Raw genomic sequence first — 18,280 nt, forward strand, 5'->3', positions numbered from 1 at the left:
CGCGGCGACGCCCGTGACGGAGAGGTTCGTCATCATCGCGTCGATGAACACACCGACCGCAGCAGCAACCTCGTCAGCGATAATATGGCGGGCCTTCACGGAACCATCAACGAGCAGGTTGCCGTCCGTCATCGAGCGCACGGCGGGGTCGCTGAACCGAACTTCGGAGTTGTGCACTGCCTGCACGGCGAAACCCACGCCCATGTAGACCGCGTTGTCCGGTGCTTCGCGGCTCACGCCACTGAGGGACGTCCAAGTGTTCGCGGCGAACGTGGCCGCGTTCGCTATCGCACCAGCGGAGAGCACCTGAAAGCCGTTCGCGTCGAAGAATCGGTCGTAGAGCGAGACCTTGTTCGTCGTGCCGACTCCCGCGACTGCCGAGGTAAACCATGCCGAGATGTTGTACTGCTGCCCAGGCGTGACCTTCACCGCGTACGGCATATCCGCAGCGACGTTCGAGACGTTGTAGACGCCTACCTGCGAGGTCGAGGCTGGTATCAGAATTGACCCGCCTCCGTTACGCCCGCCCGTCGTGGAGACGCGCGAGTCGTTCCGCCACGCTCGCCGGTTCTTCATCAGCGGGTCAGAGAGCAGATTCTCGCCCGCCACGACAACGTTGTTCGAATACAGTTTCTCGAAGAACCCCTTGTCGGCAATGAGTGCCTGCATCACCGCGCTCGAGAACTTCGAGGCACCAGTGACCGACAGCTTCGCAACATCAAGCTCGCCGACCTGCGCAGTGCCAATCACCGCATCACCGATCGTCTCAGTCCCCAACTTCACCTGAGTCCACGTGGTGGCATCCGTCAGCACGTACCGGCGAGCCGTCGCCTCACCCGAACGCACCTCCCAGACAGCGCCGACAGGTTTCCCCTCAGCATCCGCCACAGTCGGGCTCGCGGTCGCTACCGTGTAGAGACCCGACGCGGTGGCGGCCTTCGTCATCGCCTCGAGCGCCGCCTGCTTGGCGTCGGCGGCCTCCTGCGCCGCGGCGTCGATCTCGCCGCCCATCGTCTCGATCTGCTCGGCCGCTACGCCGATCGCTTCCTCGGCGTCGATCAGCGCGTTATCGTGCTCGGCGAAGATCTCGTCGTAGAGCAGCTGCGTCGCCTCGAGCTCCTCCTCGGCTGCCGCGAGATCGTTCATCGCCTGCTCGAGCTGCTCGTTCGCCTCGGCGAGCACGTCGTCGAGCTCCGAGACGCGCTGCGTGATGTTCTCGGTGGGAATGTCGCCTTCGCCTTCGGGTGTTGCCCCGGCGGCCTCGATCTCGAGCGACGCACTGGCACGGCCGACCGCCGCGGCGGTGCCCCGCGAGAGGTCGGTGAGTATACCGGGAAGCGTCGGCTTGAGGTAAATCTTCTTCATGCGTCCCCCTTAGATCGTGCGGTTAGTACCGCTCGGGCTGGATCGGGTCGAATACGAGGGTGACCGACTCCCCCGCGTCGCCACTCATCGAGAGAATGCGCAGCGGGTAGGTGCCGTCGGGGAGCGCGGGGTGATCGTGCGTCGTGACGTGCGCGACCTCGCCGGGCCAGAATGTGCCGAGCGGGGTGATGCCGTCGGCGCGGATCGTCATCTCGATCTGCAGCATCGGGTAGGGGGTCAGGTTGGCATCGCCGAGCCGCTGCAGTTGCTCCTTCGCCCAGATACGCTGCTGATCGGTGGCGGTCTTTTCCGCCGCCTTTTCGGCCGCCTTGAGTTTGTCGTCCAGCCGCTTCTTCTTCGCCGTCTCGGCCTTCTGTGCCGCGGTCTTGGCTGCTCGAGCCGCCTTCGCCACCTTGTCGGCCGCGGCCTTCTTCGCCTTCGCGGCCTTCTTCTGCGCCGCAGTTTTCGCGTCCGCCAGCGCCTTCTTCGCCGCAGCGACGGCCGCCTCGGCTTGCGCCGCCTTCGTATCGGCGGCGTCGGACTTGGCGATCGCATCCTGGTACGCGGCGTCGTAGGCAGCGGTCGCCTCAGCGGCCGTTTTCTTCCAGACCTCCTGCTCGGGAACGGCCGAAATCGTCGAGTCGGAGATGACTTGCTCGATCAGCGGCCAGCCCTCGGGAACCTCGGCGTCGCGCCGCTGAATCGGCGTTGCTACGTCCTGCCCGCCGCCGACGGCGTAGACGCGGTGCGCGATGTACGCGGTCGAGAGCGTTGAGGTGATCGAGACTACATCCGGGGAGCCCTGCTCCCAGTCATGCACCGTCGTCTGGCCCAGCTCGAGCTGATCGGCCGAGCCATGCACGACCTCCCAGACGAAATGCTGCTCGTCGAGCACCTTCGGCCGGAAGTCGATATCGGGGCCGAGATCGGCGAAGTCGGTGATAACGTCCTCGGCGGCCAGCTGCGCCACCGCGTATCCCTTCCATTCTGCCGTCTGCGTGCCCGTCTCCGAGGCTGGTAGCTCGAATGGTAGCCCGCCTGCAGGCTTGCGCATCGCAACCCGCAGCGCCTCGACAGCGAGCCCGCCGATCGACTTGCCGGTGACCTTCACCTGCTTCTTCGGCGAGAACGTCTCCGGCACCACGAAGCGGCGCGAGAGAATACCTGCCGCGTAGTCGTCAACGGTGATCGCCACCGTGTCGGCCTCGAAGCTCACAGTGTCCGCGATTGGCCCGCCTGCGATCGGGATGCCGTCGTAGAGCGCTATGACGCCATGCTTCTTCGGCATGAAGAGTGCGACGAGGCGCTCCTGCCAGCCCGACTCGTTCCGGTCGATCCAGCCGGCCGCTTCGAGCGACGCGACCGACCATTCAAGGCCGGAGGCGCGCTCTGTGCCGAGGCCCTGCGGTGGCGCATCGAGGCTGCCCTTGCGGAGCTCACGCGACCACGAGAATCCCGCCGCCGGCAACTCCCCATACCGCAGGCCGTCGACGGTGCGGAAGAGTTCAAGAGTCCACACGCGCGCACCTAGCCGTCGTTCACGCCGTGGTCAATCACCGAAATGATCTGCCCCGGCCACTTGCCCGCCTCGTACATCCACTGCCCGTTACCGTTAGCCATGTTGCCGTTCACGGCCACGGTGTGCGTGCCCGCACCAAATACTCGATATTCGGAGTACTGGAATGTACCCGGTGCGGCATCCAACGCGAAGCGCATCTCACGGATCTCTACCCCATCGACAAGAACGCGCATCGCTACCTCGGTCTTGTCGGGGCGGATAGGAGCGAGCGCGCGCGCCGAGCATGTGAGCTGGAAGCACAGCAGCCGAGGCTCGGTCAATTTAAACCGTGCCGACAGCAAACTCTGTGCGGAGTCCTTGATTTGTACCTGATTCGCCGTATACGTTTTACTCACGAGAACGCCGAGCGCTGCCCCGTACGGCACGGCTTGCGGGCCAACCTCGACGAGCGTCGCGCCCGACGTGGCCGTGATGCCCGAGGGTACCCGGTAGGTGGCGAGCACGACGGCGCCAGCGGGGAGCGTCGGGGTGGCCGGGTTCGCCGACGCCGCACCCTGAGTGACGCCCACGGCAACCGAGTTGTCCGCGTCGCCAAGGTCGGGGCGGTTCTGCCGCGCCCACACCACATCGAGGCGCGCACCCGACGCAGGTGCAGCCGTCGTGTTCACCGTCTGCGCGACGATCGGGAACTTCGTCGCACCATCAGCCGCCGAACGCGACGCGACCGCGATGCTCATGTTTGCGTTGCCGTGCCCAATCGAATACCGCATGCCGCTGCTCGAGGTCGAGACCTTGCAGCCACGGATAATGCCGAGCGAGGTGTAGTCCGCGTACACCATGAGGCGGTCATCGAGCGCGGAACGCCCAATCTTCGCGCCGTCGGTGCCCGTAATTGCCGGGACGCCAATACCTGTGACCATGAGAATCTCCTAAATCCATGCTGAGCGTGCCGAGAGGGTCGCCCATGCCGTGCCTCCTGCCACGTCCTCGCCAGCGACGAGCGTGACGGTGGTGGAGCCGCCAGGTGGCAGCGTGAACCACTCCCGACGAGTGAGGTTGCGGGACACATTCACGCCGTTGCAGATCGCCACACGACGCACGCAATCAATGACGACGGGAGTCCCGAGGAACACCGGCTGCGGGTAGATGATCGCGCGCCCCCCGGCCCCGAGGAGCGTGAACCCGCGCGGGTAAGAACCCTCGACGGTGATGACCGGCCCCGTCGCCACATTGCCAGTGTTCGACACTGACCCAGACGGGGACGCGGATGACACATCGTCGCCATAATCGATCGGATACTCGATCACATAGTCGAGCGCGCCAACACGAGCACTCGCGGTGAGGATCGCCGTCTGCTCATCCCACGCATACCGGACAGGGTCTGCCGCCGTGACGGTGATGTCGAAGATTCCCGACGTCTGCCACTTCGGGCCGAACGAGGTCTCGACATAGCCGGTCACGAAGGTGTCATCGACGTCTCGAACCCGGACCGAAACGATGCGGCGATTGAGCGCGTTGATGCGCTCGTACACGTCCCGCACCGCGAAGTCGCGAGTTTCGCCGAGGTACGCGATCGACGCGGTCACGGTGCGGGCCGAGTACACGAGGTCTCGACCCTGCACCGCATGCGCACCGTCCGCGCCTTCACGCTCCGACAGCTTCGTCTTCACCCCAGGGAGGTCATACCAGCCATCCAAGCCGCCGCCACCTTCGACGATGAGCCCGCCGGCGGAGGGATGCTCGAAGCCGATCTCAATGTCATCGAGCCACAGCATTTATCGCACCCCCACGAGTCGCCGCGGAACCTTCGCCGCGAGCCGATCGCCGATCACATTCGGATCCGACGTCGGCATGTAGTTCGTCTGGTTGATCACGACACCGTTCCCGCCTTCACGCATCGACTTCCACTGCTCCGACGTGAGCACCGGCTCCGGCGCGCCCGTCGCGTTATACGCGAGCGTGAGCCCCGGCTGCAGCCAGCCACCGTCGTCGTACAGGCGCGGAAGATCCCCAAACACGCCACCGTCCTTCGCGACGTGAATGTGGTCGTAGTGGCCCGCGACCTGCCAGAGGATCTGACGCCATCCGCCCATGTTGCGGATCTCGTTTGCCGCCGCGAACATGCTCGACTGCGAACCCGCCATGTCGACGGCGGGGTTCGCCCAGTCGGCGTGGTAGGTGTTCTTGCGTCGACCGAGCGCCGCGTTCCGTGCCGGGGTGTCCCACGTCGAGGTGACGTTGAGCCCGTACTTCTTCATGACCGGGATGAGTCGCTTCATCGCCAGGCCACCGTGGAAGCCCTGATAGGTGATGCCACCATCGGGGCCTGGGACCGCATCGTAGCCGCCGCCCTCAGACCCCGAGGAGAACATGCTGTCGACCTTTTCCCGGAACCAGGTACCGAGCTTCTTCACCATGTCGATCGGCCATCCGCCGATCGCCTCACCGAGGAAGCCGCCACCGATACCCGCAATCCAGTTACGGACAGGTTCCATGATGATTCGATCGATCGCGCCGAGCGGGTCCGAAATTACTGCGCCGATGTTATCGACCACGTCACCCACGAAGCTCGTCACATTGTTCCAAGCGTCGCCGACCCAGTCGAATATGCCACCGTCAGCGAAGTGAATTTCGCCGGCGCGGGACTTCGCCCCGTTGATACGGTCGAGCCATGCCTTGCCGCCGAGTGCGCGCAGCGCATCCGGGCGAATGATGCCCTCACCGCCGGAAAGCCACAGCTGGCCGCCGGTCGGCGACGAAAATTTGTGCACGTCACGGCCCGGCGTGTAGCCAGGCAGCACACCACCCGTAGCGAGCTTGATCGGCTCACCCTTCGGCATGCGAATGTCGAGACCGACACCTTCCGCGATGGCATCAAAGAGGGCCTTGATGCCGTCGTTGTAGACGGTGTTGATGACGAAGTTGATCGGCGCGACAGCCGCTTTCTTGATGCCCTTCCAGACTTCATCGATCGTCTTTTTCAGGCCCTCGAATGCGTCACCGATCCAGCCCGTCGCTGACTGGAAGCCGGGGACGAGCGTGTTGTCGAACCAGCGCCAGACGACGTCGATTGCGCCCTTGATGTTGTCCCACACCGGCTTGATGATGTTGTTGTAGAGCCAGTTGAAGACCGGCCCGAGCGTGTTCTCGATCGACGTCTTGATCGAGGTGAAGATGCCCGAGATCGTGGACCAGGCCGAACCGATGAACCCGGATATGCCGTCCCAGACCGGCTTGATGATGTTGTTGTAGAGCCAAGTGAAGACCGGCCCAAGGGCGTTTTGCACCCAGGTGACGATCGCCTGGAAGATGAGGCTCACCGCCGCCCACATGATTTGCGTCGCCGTCGAAACGGCCTCCCACACGAACGAGATGACGTTCCACATCGCGGTGAAGGGCTGCACGATCCAGAAGTCAACCGCGGCCGCGATGGCCTGCACGATCGGCTGGAGGACAGATTCCCAAATCCACGTGAACACGGCGGCGACACCATCCCACACTCCCTGGAAGAACCCGGTGACGCCCTCCCACGCAGACTGGAGGCCCTGGCTCGTCTCGCTCGAAGAATTGAACAGCGACGAGAACCACTCGATCGCGACACCGAGAATGTCGGCGAGCCACTGCACAGCAGGGACCACGACCGTCGTGATGAGCGTCGCCAACCATTCGAGACCGACCTGCAGGATCGCCGCAGCAAGATCAATGAATGGCGTGATGAGCTGCAGCACGAGACCGATGAGCAAACTCACCGGCTCAAGAATCGCGGCGAGCAGCCCCACGACCGGCTCCAGCACAGTGCCGAGCAGTCCGATGATCGGGGTGAGGACGGTGCCGAGGGTCGCGACGAGCGGTGCGAGCGCCGTACCGACCTGCGTGAACAGGCCCGCGAGCTGCCCGAAGATCGGGCCGAGCGCCGCGAACAGCTGCTCAATCACAGGGGCGAGCTGCTCAAACAGGGTCCCGAGCGCACCACCTATCTCCGTCAAGACCACGCCAATGGTTTCGCGGAGCTCAGGGCTCGCCGCAATGAGCGACGTGATGAGACCAATCGCGATACCAATCGGGCCAAGCGCGAACTGGAACACCTTCGCCAGCGTCGACGCCGGCCCAGTCAGGGCAGCGATCGCCGCCGCGCCCCCTCCCAGCGCACCAAACGCAGCCACCACGGGCGCCAGCGCAGACACCACCGCGCCGGCAACACCAACGATTTTGCCGATCACGACAAGCACGGGCCCGGCGGCAGCCGCCACGCCGAGAAAGATGCCAATCATCTTCTGCGCCGTCGGGGATAGGTTCTGGAACCGCGTCGTCAGGTCAGAGACAATGCCGATCGCCTGCTCGAGCACCCCACCAGCGGCGATACCCATGTTCGTCGCCCACTCGCTGAACTCGGGCGACTTCAGCAGGTTCAGCAGGTTTGCCGCCTGCTCCTTCATGATGTCGAATGACGGCTCCATCAGCTTCGCGCCGATCTTGCCAATGTTCGACGTGATGTTCGCGGTGATACCAGCCCAGGTGCCCGCGTAGGCTTCAGCCGCGGCGCCAGCCTTCGAGTCGAGGGCCGCGTTCAAGTCCTCGATAGAGATCTCGCCGTTCTGCGCCATCTTCATGATCTGGTCGCCAGCGACACCATACTGGTCAGCGAGAGCAGTGACGATCGGGATGCCGTTCTGCTGCATCTGCGACAGGTCGCCCCACTCAACCTTGTTCTTCGTCAGAACGTTGTTCAGCAGGTACGCGGACTGCTCGGCATCAATGTTGTAGGCGGCAGACACGTTCGCGACACGCTTGATCTGCTCTTCGAGGTCTTCGAGCGGCACCGATCCGGTCGCGAGGATCCCGACCGCGGCAGAGGCGCCCTGCGCCATCGACAGCGACGTGTTCGAGACGCCCTTGTCGACCTGCTCCATCACCTTCTCGGCGTCGTACCCGAGGCCCTGGAACTGGCCGCGGGCAGTGTCGATGCCGACGAGGCGCTTGAACCCGAGGGCGGCGGTGATACCACCTACCGCGGCCGCCGCGACCGCGGCCGGCTTCGTGATGTTGTTCGTGAGCTGCTGCCCAACCCCGGCAATATTGCCGCCGAGGTTGGACAGCTTGGCGCCCACAGCCTTGAGATCGAGCGCCTTCACCATCGACGAGGACAGCTCCTCGCCCATCTTCGCGCCAGCCTTCGACGTGTCTACGCCCATGAGCTCGCGCTGAATCTGACGGCTCGCACCGTCAAGGCTGGGGACGATCTGCACCCAGGCGCTACCGAAGTCGAATCCGTTCTTGGCCATGGACGCCCCCTATGAGGTTGTGGTTAGTGCTGACGTGATTTCCAGCGCGCAGCTTTCAGCTCGGCACGGCGCTGCTTCTCGATCTGCTCGAGCTTCCAACCCTCAGCGGGCGGCTCGACCGGCTTCGGCAGCTTCGACTGCTTCACACCCAGCGCCGACATGATGCCGGTACGTGTGAGGTAGCCGTCATGGTGAATGGCTGACACTTCGTCGCTCCACGCGCCAGGACCGCCCCTGGCCCGCTGGAGTCGCGAGCCGGGCGGGAGCTGCGTGACGAGCACCGACAGGCGCCGCCACGACAGCCCGCCGCGGTACACATCCCCAAGGTCGACCCCATACTCGGATGTGAGGTCGGCCTCGATTTCCTCCGGAAACTCCCGTAGGAGCTGCCGGAGGACTAGGACTTTCCCAGTCCGATCTCCTTCATCACGTCGGCGACAAACTGAACGACAGCAGAACGCTTCAACCGACCGCGAGGATTGAGGTTCTCAGGGTCATTGCGCAGCTCAGCCTCAATCTTCTCAATGAGGTCTACGTCATCGCCGGTAACGATCAGCATGGCTTCATTCGGCTTACCATGCTCCAATTCGGTGAGGAGCTCATTGTCGTCAAAGTTGCTCTTGTCGAAGGTGAGGCTGAACCCGCGCACCTCGACGGTGACGTCGGAGCTCGTGGCTTCAGTCTTCACGGCGTGGTCGTTCGGGGTCTTCGCGCCAGCAGCAGCGGCACGTTCCTTAGTTGTGGCCATAATGCACTCTCCTAGAAATTGTGCACTCTCCGAGGGAATGGTGAGCCCCTGCGATGCGGGAGAGTGCGTCGCATCGCAGGGGCGGTCAGTGTGGGCTATGGGCCCACCGGGAGGACGGTGGCGAGCATCGCCGGCGTGTTCGTGAGCAGACGGAAACCATCCAGCACACCGAGCGAGTACTGGTACGTGGTGAGTTCCTTCGCCTTCAGCGCAATGCTCGACCGCTCACCGAGGGTGACGTGCGGGAGGATGAGGCGCCAGCGCTTCCCCGAGCCCGAGGTCTCGAACGCATCCACGACGGCGCACAGGTTGAGGACACGCCGCGACGCGGGAGCATCGTACTCGGTGTAGTCACCCTTGTTCGTCACCTTCGCGTCAAGGTTCCACTTGACAATTTCAAGCTTCGACTCGAGCAGGTTCGCGGTGAGGTTCGTGTCCGACTCGGACATGAACTCCTTCACGACCTTGTTGCCCTGGTGACCGCGGATGCGCTCGACCGAGTCAGACAGGTCGAGCGACGGACCATCCTCAGAGATCCATCCGCAGTCAACCATGCTGGTGGGGATGGGGTCGTCAATCTCGAGCGTAGCGAGCGTCTCGGCGAGCGACGAAGTGTAGTCAGCGAGGAAGACCGAGTCGTCGTCCGAACCGAACATCAACGCGTTCATGGAATTGGTAACCATAATGTTTTGCCTCCTAGCGGCAGATAACAGTGAGTTGATAGGTCGCGACGTAGCGCGACAGTCGAGGCACGTCAGGGTCGGTGCTCTCATAGGGGCTGGTAGCCCACGGAACCGCCGCGACTGGCGACGACGACACAGCGGGCAGGGAATGAATGATGGCTTCGATATCTGCCGCGAGAACCGCAGCAACACCGAGCGTCGACCCGTACGAGCCGATAGTGACCTGCACGGTTTGCACGATGCGGTCGGACCGTCCTGGACCGCCGGTGTCGGTGATGAGTGCGAACCGCGACGTCGTCGCGTCCTCACGCTTCGAGACGGCTTCGATGCTGTGCGACTTCAGGACCGCGAGGAGATGCGCTTTCACGTTCGGCGGCTTCACTATCCACCACCGAACCCTCCACCGACAGCACGCTCAAGGTCATGGTTCCGGGCTTGGCTGATCTTTGCTTCCGCAGTCTCAGCCATGACGGTGGCTCGAGCGCGTCCCTTCGGGCCAGGCCCGACCGTCACTTGCACGCCATAGCCTTCACCAGCGGTGTGCGCGACGTAGTTCCCGACTTCCTCGATGTACCGCTGCATCTCCTCAGACTTCAGGAACGCTTCCATCCCAGACTTGTTCGGGTAGAACTTAACCGACACGACTCACCCCCTTCACTCCGGTGAGCTCGACGACGAGGCCGAGCGGCCAGGAAGCGGGACGGCCATCGACCGTCCACTCCTCCCCCGCCACGACGAGCCGGTCGCCGGCCTGCACGTCAGGCCACTCGCGTGGCCAATACACGGTCGGCTGCGTCGAGGTCGACGCGACACCGGCATGTGCGAGCAGCGCGGTCGGCGTCGGCGCGAACAACGCCGGCGGCAGCGGTGTTTCCACCGGAGCGCCAGGGATCGACTCCCCGAACACATCCTCCCCAGCCGCACCGTCACGAACCCGCACCACGGGAACCTTCCAACGATCGAACATCAGAGTTGGCCGATCTTCGGCACGACCGTGAACGCCCGCCGGCGGCGCTGCGGAGTGAGGAGCCGCTTATGCTTCCCCGTGACGTACATGTCGCCACGAGGGTTCGAGAACCGGTGCGTCTCCTGGAACGGGCCCGCGCCGATCTGCATCGACTCGAGCCCGGCCGGCGCACCATCGACGGGGAAGCTCGCTTCCACAATCTCGCAGACGACGTCCGACACGAGGGCTGAGTCGACGATCCCCGCCTCGATGTTCCGGTCGAGTTCCGGCAGTTCGCCGCGCAGCGTGCGCGAGGCACGCGCGAGACGGTTCGTGAGTTCGTCCTCAGTGATGCCGGCCGGCCGCTTGAAGCCGCCCTGCTCGTAGTCCTGGATGGTCGCAAGCGAGTCGGCCATGGTGGCCTACTTGCGGGTGCGCGTCGAGCGAGCGGGCTTCGGAGCAGGCTCGGCAGCAGCAGCGAACGGGCTGGAGTCAGCGGAGGCTTCTTCCTTGGCCTCGGGCTCGTCCGTAGCAGCGTCAGCAGCCTCGTCTACGGCTTCTCCCGACTCATCCGCGTCCTCATCAGGGGTGGCAGATTCGGAGGCCGCAGGCGACGCCAGGTGCGCCGCATCCACAGTGACACCCTCGGGAACCTCGTCGCCAGCTGCGAGCAGCATCTGGTCGGTCACCGACTGGTGGACGACAATGACGCCGTCGAGGTCGTGACGAATGTAGTCAGTCATGATGCTTCCTTTCAGCGGCCAACGTGGCGGCGGCAGCAAGCGCTACCACCGCCACGGGGTCACTACGCCGCGACCGTCGCCTTGAACGACAGGTTCGCGTTAGCGAGTACCGGCAGGGCGATCGCGTCCGAGACCACCTCGGCGATCATCGGAGGCTTCTCACCGCGGTACACGCCAGCGACAATGCCCGGGTAGTCGCCTTCGAGGTTGAACTTCTCGTCGCGCGAGGTGAGGGTCTCGCCCCAGAACGTCGCGCCGAGCTGCGAGGCTTCGCCCGCGTTCGCATCGACGGCCTCCGGGAGGAGGAACAGCTCGTTGGCGTTGAGAACCGCACCCGCCGCGGTTCGGCGCGAGTAGATCTCGATGGTGGGCAGGCCCGCGCTCTCGACGATCGCGTTCACCTCGTCGGCGGTCGCAGGACGCGAGCCGCCACCAACAAGGTTGGTCTTGAACTCGTCGCCGGCGGCGAGGAGGCGGAATGCCTTGCGCGACATGAGGATCGTGCCCGGCGTGATGCCGTTCGTGTTCTCGTAGATGTCCGACCATGCCTGGAGGTCGGCGAGGCGCGACGCACCGGTGTTTGTCCACAGCGTTGAGGCGGTGGCGGTGTGGCTCGCCGAGCGACCGAAGTCGTCGTCCGCGCCGATCTCGGGGATCGTCGCCTTGCCGGTCGACAGCACGACGCCGCGGAGGCGCTCGATGCGGTCCGACACGGCCCGGGCGACGCGCTCGGCGGTGCCGAACACCTCGTTGAGGATCGCGTCGTCGCCCGCGTTGCGGGTGATTAGCTGGTCGTACTCGGAGACGATCTCCTCGTGACCGATCGCGGGCAGTTCGAGGGTGACACGCTTGCCACCCTGGCCCTTGCCGATCTCGGGGGCCGCGTCGTACGCGCGGAAGTTCGCCTCAGCGACAAGACCGGCCTGGCCCTGACGGAATCGGACGGTGATGTTCGGGACGGTGCGGTTCGGGAGGAACCGGGCGAGGCTCGTCTTGCGAGCTTCGATGTCGGCGAGCGCTTCGCGGACATAGCCAGTCAGCTCGGCCGGCTCGATGAGGTCGGTCCAAAGTGCCATGGTTCAAGTCCTTTCTAGACGAAGACGATCGTGGTCTTGTTGTTCGCCGCGGCGGGCGCGGTGAAGCCACTGACGGGCAGGTTGGCGGTCTTCACACGTCCGTGGTCGATGACGGGCACGCCGAAGTCGGCAGTGCCCACGACGCGCTGGTCGGTGAGGAGGAAGCCAGCGAGGATCGCCGCGCCCGCTCCGGAAGCGGCGTCGTACGGGACGACCTTGTTGTCGACGATCGCGACCGGCGTGCCGGACTTGATGTAACCGTCGGGGTAGTGGGTGGCAGCGGTGAACGCCGACACGTCGAGGACTTCGGTGCGCGCATTGCGGAGGCCATGCGCCGAACCGAGCCAAGTCATGTCGCCGTCACCGAAGTTTTCGGTCTGCATGCGAGGCATTACTGCTCCTTGTTCTGAGGGGTTCGCTTGTTGCGGAATCGATCACGGCCTGACTGCACCGAGCCGCCGCTTTCGCTGCCGCTTCGGTTCCCGGAGAAGGGGACTACCTCGGTGGTCGTCTTCACTTCGGTTGAGTTCGCGTTGACCCACTCGGTGATCGCGTCGGTATCAGCGCTGTCGCCCTTGACGAACCGCGAGCGGTCGAAGTCGAGGAGCGCGTTGGCTGAGAGTGCGCGGCCAGTGAGTGCGGTGTTGAGCGCCGTCATGACGCGCTCTTGTGCGAGCACGGCGCGCCCTTCGGCACGGCCTTCCTCGCGAGCCTGCTCAAGTGTGTCCGCCGGCGTCGCCTGCTGGTCGAGGGCGTCGAACTGCTCGGCCTTGGCCTTGTAGTCGTCGAAGCCCTCGTACTGCTTGTGCGTGCGAGCGACGGCGCCGTTGATGATGGCGTCAAGCGCTTCCTGCGAGGCAGGAGGCGTGAACTCTTTCGGGGTGTCAGTCATGGTGTGATCTCTCCTTCGATCCGTTTAGAGCCCGTCGGCTATGACCCCGATGCGCTCGGGTGAACGGTCATCCCGCGCCGGGTTGGCGTGGGTGGTCTACGCGGCCTCGTGAATGTGGCCGTCGGTGTATTGGTCGGGGAACAGTTCCCGCATGCGCGCTGCGATGTCGGCGTCGCTGTGGACTGGCATTCCCTCGGCTTCGAGCTGCTGCCGTGCCGTGAGATAGCGGTCGTACATCGCATCGGGGTCGTACCCGGCGATGTGCGCTTGGTCGGCGTCCCACGAGCAGACGATTTCGCAGTCGCATTCGTCGTGGTAGTGGTCCTCGATGATGCCCGCGGTCTCCTCCGTCACGTAGACGAAGCCGCGCGAGGCGAGCATCTCGCACCACGCGCACGTCTTCGCGCCCTTCGGGACGCGCCCGTAACGTGGCCGCATCGGGTCCGCGGCGACGTTACGGGCAATCGTCGCGCGCGACGAATACTTGATGTGACGTTGCATCGACGCGCTGATCTGCTCGATCGCGTCCGAGGGGACGTCGTCCCACAGTCCGCCGGCGAGGGCTTGCACGCTCCCCCGCACTGCCTCCTCATCGGCGACGTCAGCGAGTTGTGTCGTGAAACCGCCGACCGGACGGACGTCCTCGTACCATTCTGCAGCTGCGACGGCCGCGAGCTCACCGTACTCGTTGACGAGCATCGGCACGAGCTCGAGGAGCGCGTCGCGCACCTGCGCCGGGTTGGCGAGGTCGAACTGCCCCGCGAGCGACATGAGGTCGCGGCGGGCTTCGTCGAGGACGGCGCGCGTCTCCGAGGTCAGACGGTTGATGTCATCTCGGTCGACCATGCGCTACTTCTCCTCGATCGCAGCTGCTTCGCCCGTCGAGGTTGATGCCGACGCTGACTCGGAGGTGCTGTTACCTGTCGAAGCGGCGGTGAGCTCACGCTGAGACTGCGCCGCGCGCAGCTGCTCGAGCATCTTGCTGCCGGTCTGCTTTTTCCGCTCGTTCGTGAGTGCACGCGCCGTGTTCGCAGAGAAGATGATGCGCAGCATCGTCTCGGACTCCTGGAGCCACGGGAACGCGGTCACGATCTTCACCGCCCAGTCACCCTCGGCCGACTTAGTCGGAGTCGAGGGGTCCCGGAAGTCGGCGTGGAGACCACGGAGGTCGCGCGCCATCTCGGGTGTCCATTCCTCGTGGAGCACCGCGGCGGTGTCCTTCGCGAGGTTCACGCGTGAGTCGCGGAACCAATCGAGCTCGTCCTCGACGATCTGTGTCATGTCGGCTTCCGACGCGCGGATCGCGTCCGCCGAGGGCGGGTTCTCCTGCACGATGCCGAGGTAGTTCAGCGGCAGCGACGTCTCAGCCGACACCATCATCGCGACCGTCCGCAGATGGTCGGAGTGGGGCTGCATCGACATTTGCGGGAACTGGCCGATTTCGACGCGGCGCAGCTTCGCGTCCTGCTCGTCCCCGATGGGGAGGTCGGGCATCGATAGGAAGCCGCCGGTGATCGCTTCCCACGCGGAGAGGATCTTCCCTGACTCGTCTTGGAAGTCGTCGGGGCGAGCACCGAGCATCCACCGTTGCGGGGAGCTGAAGAACTCGGCCGAGACTTCCTGACGCAGCAGGACGCGCACGCCCATGTAGGTGAGGCCGATGAGTGGGCGAGTGATGCGCGAGCGACCGAAGGGTCGATCGATGGTGCGGCCCCATGTGTAGACGGTGCATGTCACGCGGTTGTGGTTCCGCTCGGTGCGGTCGACCGCGCGAGGCCGCCCCTGCTTGTCACGCTCGACGCGGATCGTCTTGCCTGGCAGGTAGAGCACCCAACCGCCATCGACTACCTCGAGCGCGGAGAGCGTCGCCCCGGTGCGAGGATCGACCACCGCCGAAGCGTCGAGCGCGGAAGCCGCCGTGTACATTGGCGCGGACTCACCCGTGTCGTCGGTGTAGCCCGTCGTGAACACGAACGCGCACGAGTGCTTGAGGCTCGCCTGGATCGCGAGCTTCTCGACCGCAGCTGCCCGCGGCGTCGCAAGCGTCGACTGGACTTCCTCGAACAGCTCCGGCGTCGTACGCCCCGAGCTCGTGTTCAGCGAGAAACCATCCGGTCGGATGCGCCGCGCGGGAGTGTCCACAGCCTTCGCCGGCCAGCCGATGACCGTCGCAAATTCTTTCATCTGCGGCGGAATCGAGATCCCGAAGTGGTCGATATCCTTCTTCGCGTCGTAGAGCTTCGACTTGAGCCGGTTCCGGTTCCGCTTGCGGTTCAGCGTGCCGAGGAGCCGGTTGAAGGCTTGACGCTCGTCATCGTTGAGGTTGTCGACGTCCACGTGCGCCTCCCTTCGTTCGGCCTCGACCGGTGCTCTGCCGGCCAGGTACCCGGCGGGTGTTCTTCGCCGCCCAGTGGGCGACAGCGAGCGATTCGATTGGCGTCTCGTCGCCGTCAGGGGTGGTCGCGTGCCACGCCCAGCCTCCGCTGTTGCCGCGGAACTTCTTGTCGGTCACAGCGACCGAACGCTCGAGCGGACTATCGGCCGGCGCAATCGGATGCGTCATCGTCCGTGCTTTGATTGCTTCTTCGAGCAGCGAGCCGGATGCGAGGTACTCGGGCGCTGAGAGCACGCGGATGAACAGCATTGGCACCCCATGCTCCGTGAGCGCTTGCACGAGCGGGGCTGCGATCGCGAGCCCGCTGATTGCGATCATCGCGGTGTCCTTCCAACGAGCGGCTAGCCAGCGGGCGAGCGACTGGATACCGGCCTCGATGTCACCTGAGAATCCTTCGATGAGCTCAAGGTGGACACCGCCGTCGTGTTTGAGTGCGCCGGAGATCGCGATTCGCGTGCCTTCGAGGTTCGAGACGATGCCGAACGAGCGCACTCCCTCGGATGGGGCTTCGGTGACTCCGGTCGCTGCCCAGCGCGGAGCGGGGATGCAGCGGCTTCCCGCGTTCTCTTCGTCCCAGATTCCGAGACCATCGCGGGCGAACGAGGCTTCGTCCTCCAGCTGCTCACGGAGGCGCATGATCGATTCTTCTGGAGTTCGGTCAGGGTAGGACGGGTTGCCTTTTCGCCACTGCGCGCGATCGTCGAGATCGGCGCCGTGGTCCGCGCCGATCTCGACGTAGAGACCGTTGTAGACGATCTTCTCTCCGGCGTCGCGCGCAGCCTTCGCAGCGAGAGCTCGCTTGCGTCGGCCCTTGAACACCTCAGATGGATTCTTCGGATCGGGAGGCGTGCCCATGTAAAGAATGAGCGGGTTCTTCACCGTGTTCGCGGCGGGGACCATGTCGGTCACCGCGGATTGTGAGAGGATCTGGGCCTCGTCGAAGACAACGACTGAGACGCCAGGGATACCACGGCCGAAGCCTCGGTCGCGGGCACCGAACATGATTCGGGAGCCATTCTTGAACAGGATGACCTGGTCGCCGTTGCCGCGTCGGATTTGCTCGACGTACGGCGCGATCTTCGGCTTGCGCGCGAGCGCGCTCAACGCCTCGAAAGTCTCGTCGGTCGTGGCGGTATGGTGCGCGGTCCATAGCACGAGCGTCCCAGGTGTGAGGATCGCCAGCGCGAAGATGATCGTGCCGAACGTGAACGTCTTGCCGACCTGACGGCAGGTCGACAGTGTCACGCCGGTGATGCCGGCGGCGTAGAGACCGTTCTTGCGCTTCGCGAACACCGCGCGGCCGAGGCCCTGCTGCCAGTCGTCGTGGATGACGCCCATGCGCTTGCACTGCGCTGCGACCGCCGGGTAACCGGAGGAGACGACACCGTCAGGAAGCACGAGGTGCTTCGTGACCTCGGAGAGGCGGCGAGCAACTTTCGTCATTCGCCACCACCTGACAACTAGATTGCGGCCTCATCCCAGGGCTCGTCGGGGACGAATTCCGCGTCGGCCAGTTCTTCTTTGAGTCGAAGCCGCTCGGACGAGATGCTCTTGCGGATCTCTTCGAGTCGCTTCGTGAGCGAGGCGAGCTCACGTGCGGGACAGTTCGGGTCAGCGATCGTTTTCGCGACACGGTCGCGCAGCGCGAGGAGTAGCTCGAGGTCGGTACCTTCACGGGCTGCGACATCGACTTCTAGAAGTCGAGGCTTCGGCGGGCCGGCGGGGGCCTCGCCCGGGTCGACTGCACGAAGGTGAGGGCGTGACGATCCCTTGGAGTCGCGGCAGGACTGCGAGCAGTACTTGCGCCGGCGGTCCGTTGTGTTCAGCGGTCGCCCGCAGGTCGCGCACTTCACACCAATCACATCCTCGTCACTGCTGGTATCGGTCCCCCGTCATCGTCATGTACCGGCCTCGGGTGTAGAACTCGACGCTGATGCCGTCGATGGCGCGGCGCCAGCCTGGCTGGCTTTCGGCGTAGACCCAAACGTGCAGGCCTTCACCGGACGGGGAGATCTCCACGAGCCAGCCGGGGTGCTGGTCGAGGAAGCGTTGCGCGGCCGGCATGAGCTCGCCGTCGACGATGACGTGGTCGAGGTCGTAGCAGCCGATGCCATCGCCGGCGAGGACGAAACCAAGACCAGTTCCAATGCTCGAGCGTTTCGCCTCGAGGTAGCTGCTCCAGGTGTCAGCGTTCGTCGATGACGCCGCCCAGCCATCGATGGTGAGTGGCTTCTTCTTACCGTCGACGAGCGCCCAGCGCACCCATCGGTCGAGCCCGATTAGGTCGGAGGTATATGCAGGCTTTCTCGACATTCTTTTTCGGCATTTCGCCGAGCATGTCCGAGCGTCGGCGCGCGCGAGGTTGATTGGCGCGCCGCATGCTGCACATTGCCGATCTCCCATGCCACCAATTCTAGCGCATGTCACACTTAAACCGCGTAGTTATGCGGAAGCAAGGCCAGGCCAGATATCGACCGTCTAACGGGGACGCGATATCCTCGCGACCCTCATCGAGTGAGCGAAGCGAGCCACGAAGCCCGCAGGAGCGAAGCCAGCGGCCACTGCGAAGGTAAAAAACCCCGTGGCGGAAAACTTCGGAGAGAGAAAGGCACTATGCCTCCGGGATAGCCT

At 64.6% G+C, this 18,280-nt stretch carries 20 protein-coding genes; all 20 read right to left on the minus strand.

The window, feature by feature from the left end; translation table 11 throughout:
- On the minus strand, nt 1-1,182 hold a 1,182-nt coding region (locus V7Z82_RS17130), incomplete at its 3' end, for a hypothetical protein (protein WP_442927650.1).
- Nucleotides 1,183-1,387: 205 nt separating this feature from the next.
- Complete coding sequence (locus tag V7Z82_RS17135) at nt 1,388-2,884, minus strand: hypothetical protein (RefSeq protein WP_334152954.1); 1,497 nt, start codon at nt 2,882-2,884, stop codon at nt 1,388-1,390.
- Nucleotides 2,885-2,892: 8 nt separating this feature from the next.
- On the minus strand, nt 2,893-3,804 hold the full coding sequence (locus V7Z82_RS17140) for a hypothetical protein (protein WP_334152955.1): 912 nt from the start codon (nt 3,802-3,804) through the stop codon (nt 2,893-2,895).
- 9 nt (nt 3,805-3,813) lie between these two features.
- Nucleotides 3,814-4,416 carry a hypothetical protein gene (locus V7Z82_RS17145; RefSeq protein ID WP_334152957.1) on the minus strand — a complete coding sequence of 201 codons (603 nt, stop codon included), beginning with the start codon at nt 4,414-4,416 and terminating at the stop codon, nt 3,814-3,816.
- 243 nt (nt 4,417-4,659) lie between these two features.
- Entirely contained in the window at nt 4,660-8,166 is a 3,507-nt protein-coding gene (locus V7Z82_RS17150; RefSeq protein WP_334152958.1) for a phage tail protein, read from the minus strand.
- A gap of 23 nt (nt 8,167-8,189) precedes the next feature.
- Nucleotides 8,190-8,372, minus strand: a complete 183-nt coding sequence (locus tag V7Z82_RS17155) for a hypothetical protein (protein WP_334152959.1) — start codon at nt 8,370-8,372, stop codon at nt 8,190-8,192.
- A gap of 191 nt (nt 8,373-8,563) precedes the next feature.
- Nucleotides 8,564-8,914: a hypothetical protein gene (locus V7Z82_RS17160; RefSeq protein WP_334152960.1), complete on the minus strand. Its 351-nt coding sequence runs from the start codon at nt 8,912-8,914 to the stop codon at nt 8,564-8,566.
- A 95-nt stretch (nt 8,915-9,009) separates the two neighbouring features.
- On the minus strand, nt 9,010-9,597 hold the full coding sequence (locus tag V7Z82_RS17165) for a hypothetical protein (protein WP_334152962.1): 588 nt from the start codon (nt 9,595-9,597) through the stop codon (nt 9,010-9,012).
- Nucleotides 9,598-9,610: 13 nt separating this feature from the next.
- Nucleotides 9,611-9,964 (minus strand): hypothetical protein, encoded by a 354-nt coding sequence (locus tag V7Z82_RS17170; RefSeq protein WP_334152967.1) that lies wholly within the window; start codon nt 9,962-9,964, stop codon nt 9,611-9,613.
- 264 nt (nt 9,965-10,228) lie between these two features.
- On the minus strand, nt 10,229-10,537 hold the full coding sequence (locus V7Z82_RS17175) for a hypothetical protein (RefSeq protein ID WP_334152969.1): 309 nt from the start codon (nt 10,535-10,537) through the stop codon (nt 10,229-10,231).
- Between the two features lie 26 nt (nt 10,538-10,563).
- Nucleotides 10,564-10,959 carry a hypothetical protein gene (locus tag V7Z82_RS17180; protein WP_334152970.1) on the minus strand — a complete coding sequence of 132 codons (396 nt, stop codon included), beginning with the start codon at nt 10,957-10,959 and terminating at the stop codon, nt 10,564-10,566.
- 6 nt (nt 10,960-10,965) lie between these two features.
- Complete coding sequence (locus tag V7Z82_RS17185; RefSeq protein ID WP_334152972.1) at nt 10,966-11,286, minus strand: hypothetical protein; 321 nt, start codon at nt 11,284-11,286, stop codon at nt 10,966-10,968.
- Nucleotides 11,287-11,348: 62 nt separating this feature from the next.
- On the minus strand, nt 11,349-12,362 hold the full coding sequence (locus V7Z82_RS17190) for a major capsid protein (protein ID WP_334152974.1): 1,014 nt from the start codon (nt 12,360-12,362) through the stop codon (nt 11,349-11,351).
- Nucleotides 12,363-12,376: 14 nt separating this feature from the next.
- Nucleotides 12,377-12,754 (minus strand): head decoration protein, encoded by a 378-nt coding sequence (locus V7Z82_RS17195; RefSeq protein ID WP_334152976.1) that lies wholly within the window; start codon nt 12,752-12,754, stop codon nt 12,377-12,379.
- Nucleotides 12,754-13,254 (minus strand): hypothetical protein, encoded by a 501-nt coding sequence (locus tag V7Z82_RS17200; RefSeq protein ID WP_334152977.1) that lies wholly within the window; start codon nt 13,252-13,254, stop codon nt 12,754-12,756. Before V7Z82_RS17200 ends, V7Z82_RS17195 begins: the two co-directional genes overlap by 1 nt.
- Before the next feature lie 96 nt (nt 13,255-13,350).
- Entirely contained in the window at nt 13,351-14,100 is a 750-nt protein-coding gene (locus V7Z82_RS17205; RefSeq protein WP_334152978.1) for a VG15 protein, read from the minus strand.
- 3 nt (nt 14,101-14,103) lie between these two features.
- The gene (locus tag V7Z82_RS17210) at nt 14,104-15,591 is read right to left on the minus strand and encodes a hypothetical protein (protein ID WP_334152980.1); all 1,488 of its coding nucleotides are present in this window, start codon (nt 15,589-15,591) and stop codon (nt 14,104-14,106) included.
- Complete coding sequence (locus V7Z82_RS17215) at nt 15,566-17,092, minus strand: terminase large subunit domain-containing protein (protein WP_334152982.1); 1,527 nt, start codon at nt 17,090-17,092, stop codon at nt 15,566-15,568. Before V7Z82_RS17215 ends, V7Z82_RS17210 begins: the two co-directional genes overlap by 26 nt.
- Before the next feature lie 17 nt (nt 17,093-17,109).
- Nucleotides 17,110-17,502 carry a hypothetical protein gene (locus tag V7Z82_RS17220; RefSeq protein WP_334152983.1) on the minus strand — a complete coding sequence of 131 codons (393 nt, stop codon included), beginning with the start codon at nt 17,500-17,502 and terminating at the stop codon, nt 17,110-17,112.
- A gap of 16 nt (nt 17,503-17,518) precedes the next feature.
- Nucleotides 17,519-18,052 (minus strand): hypothetical protein, encoded by a 534-nt coding sequence (locus tag V7Z82_RS17225; protein WP_334152985.1) that lies wholly within the window; start codon nt 18,050-18,052, stop codon nt 17,519-17,521.
- Nucleotides 18,053-18,280 lie beyond the last annotated feature (228 nt).

It is taken from the genome of Microbacterium sp., from assembly GCF_036823965.1.
GTDB lineage: Bacteria > Actinomycetota > Actinomycetes > Actinomycetales > Microbacteriaceae > Microbacterium.

Coding starts and splice junctions, on each gene's coding strand:
- V7Z82_RS17200 (WP_334152977.1), bottom strand. CDS start 13,254: ATGACTGACACCCCGAAAGAGTTCACGCCTCCTGCCTCGCAGGAAGCG.
- V7Z82_RS17165 (WP_334152962.1), bottom strand. CDS start 9,597: ATGGTTACCAATTCCATGAACGCGTTGATGTTCGGTTCGGACGACGAC.
- V7Z82_RS17225 (WP_334152985.1), bottom strand. CDS start 18,052: ATGGGAGATCGGCAATGTGCAGCATGCGGCGCGCCAATCAACCTCGCG.
- V7Z82_RS17140 (WP_334152955.1), bottom strand. CDS start 3,804: ATGGTCACAGGTATTGGCGTCCCGGCAATTACGGGCACCGACGGCGCG.
- V7Z82_RS17215 (WP_334152982.1), bottom strand. CDS start 17,092: ATGACGAAAGTTGCTCGCCGCCTCTCCGAGGTCACGAAGCACCTCGTG.
- V7Z82_RS17150 (WP_334152958.1), bottom strand. CDS start 8,166: ATGGCCAAGAACGGATTCGACTTCGGTAGCGCCTGGGTGCAGATCGTC.
- V7Z82_RS17180 (WP_334152970.1), bottom strand. CDS start 10,959: ATGGCCGACTCGCTTGCGACCATCCAGGACTACGAGCAGGGCGGCTTC.
- V7Z82_RS17205 (WP_334152978.1), bottom strand. CDS start 14,100: ATGGTCGACCGAGATGACATCAACCGTCTGACCTCGGAGACGCGCGCC.
- V7Z82_RS17195 (WP_334152976.1), bottom strand. CDS start 12,754: ATGCCTCGCATGCAGACCGAAAACTTCGGTGACGGCGACATGACTTGG.
- V7Z82_RS17185 (WP_334152972.1), bottom strand. CDS start 11,286: ATGACTGACTACATTCGTCACGACCTCGACGGCGTCATTGTCGTCCAC.
- V7Z82_RS17190 (WP_334152974.1), bottom strand. CDS start 12,362: ATGGCACTTTGGACCGACCTCATCGAGCCGGCCGAGCTGACTGGCTAT.
- V7Z82_RS17160 (WP_334152960.1), bottom strand. CDS start 8,914: ATGGCCACAACTAAGGAACGTGCCGCTGCTGCTGGCGCGAAGACCCCG.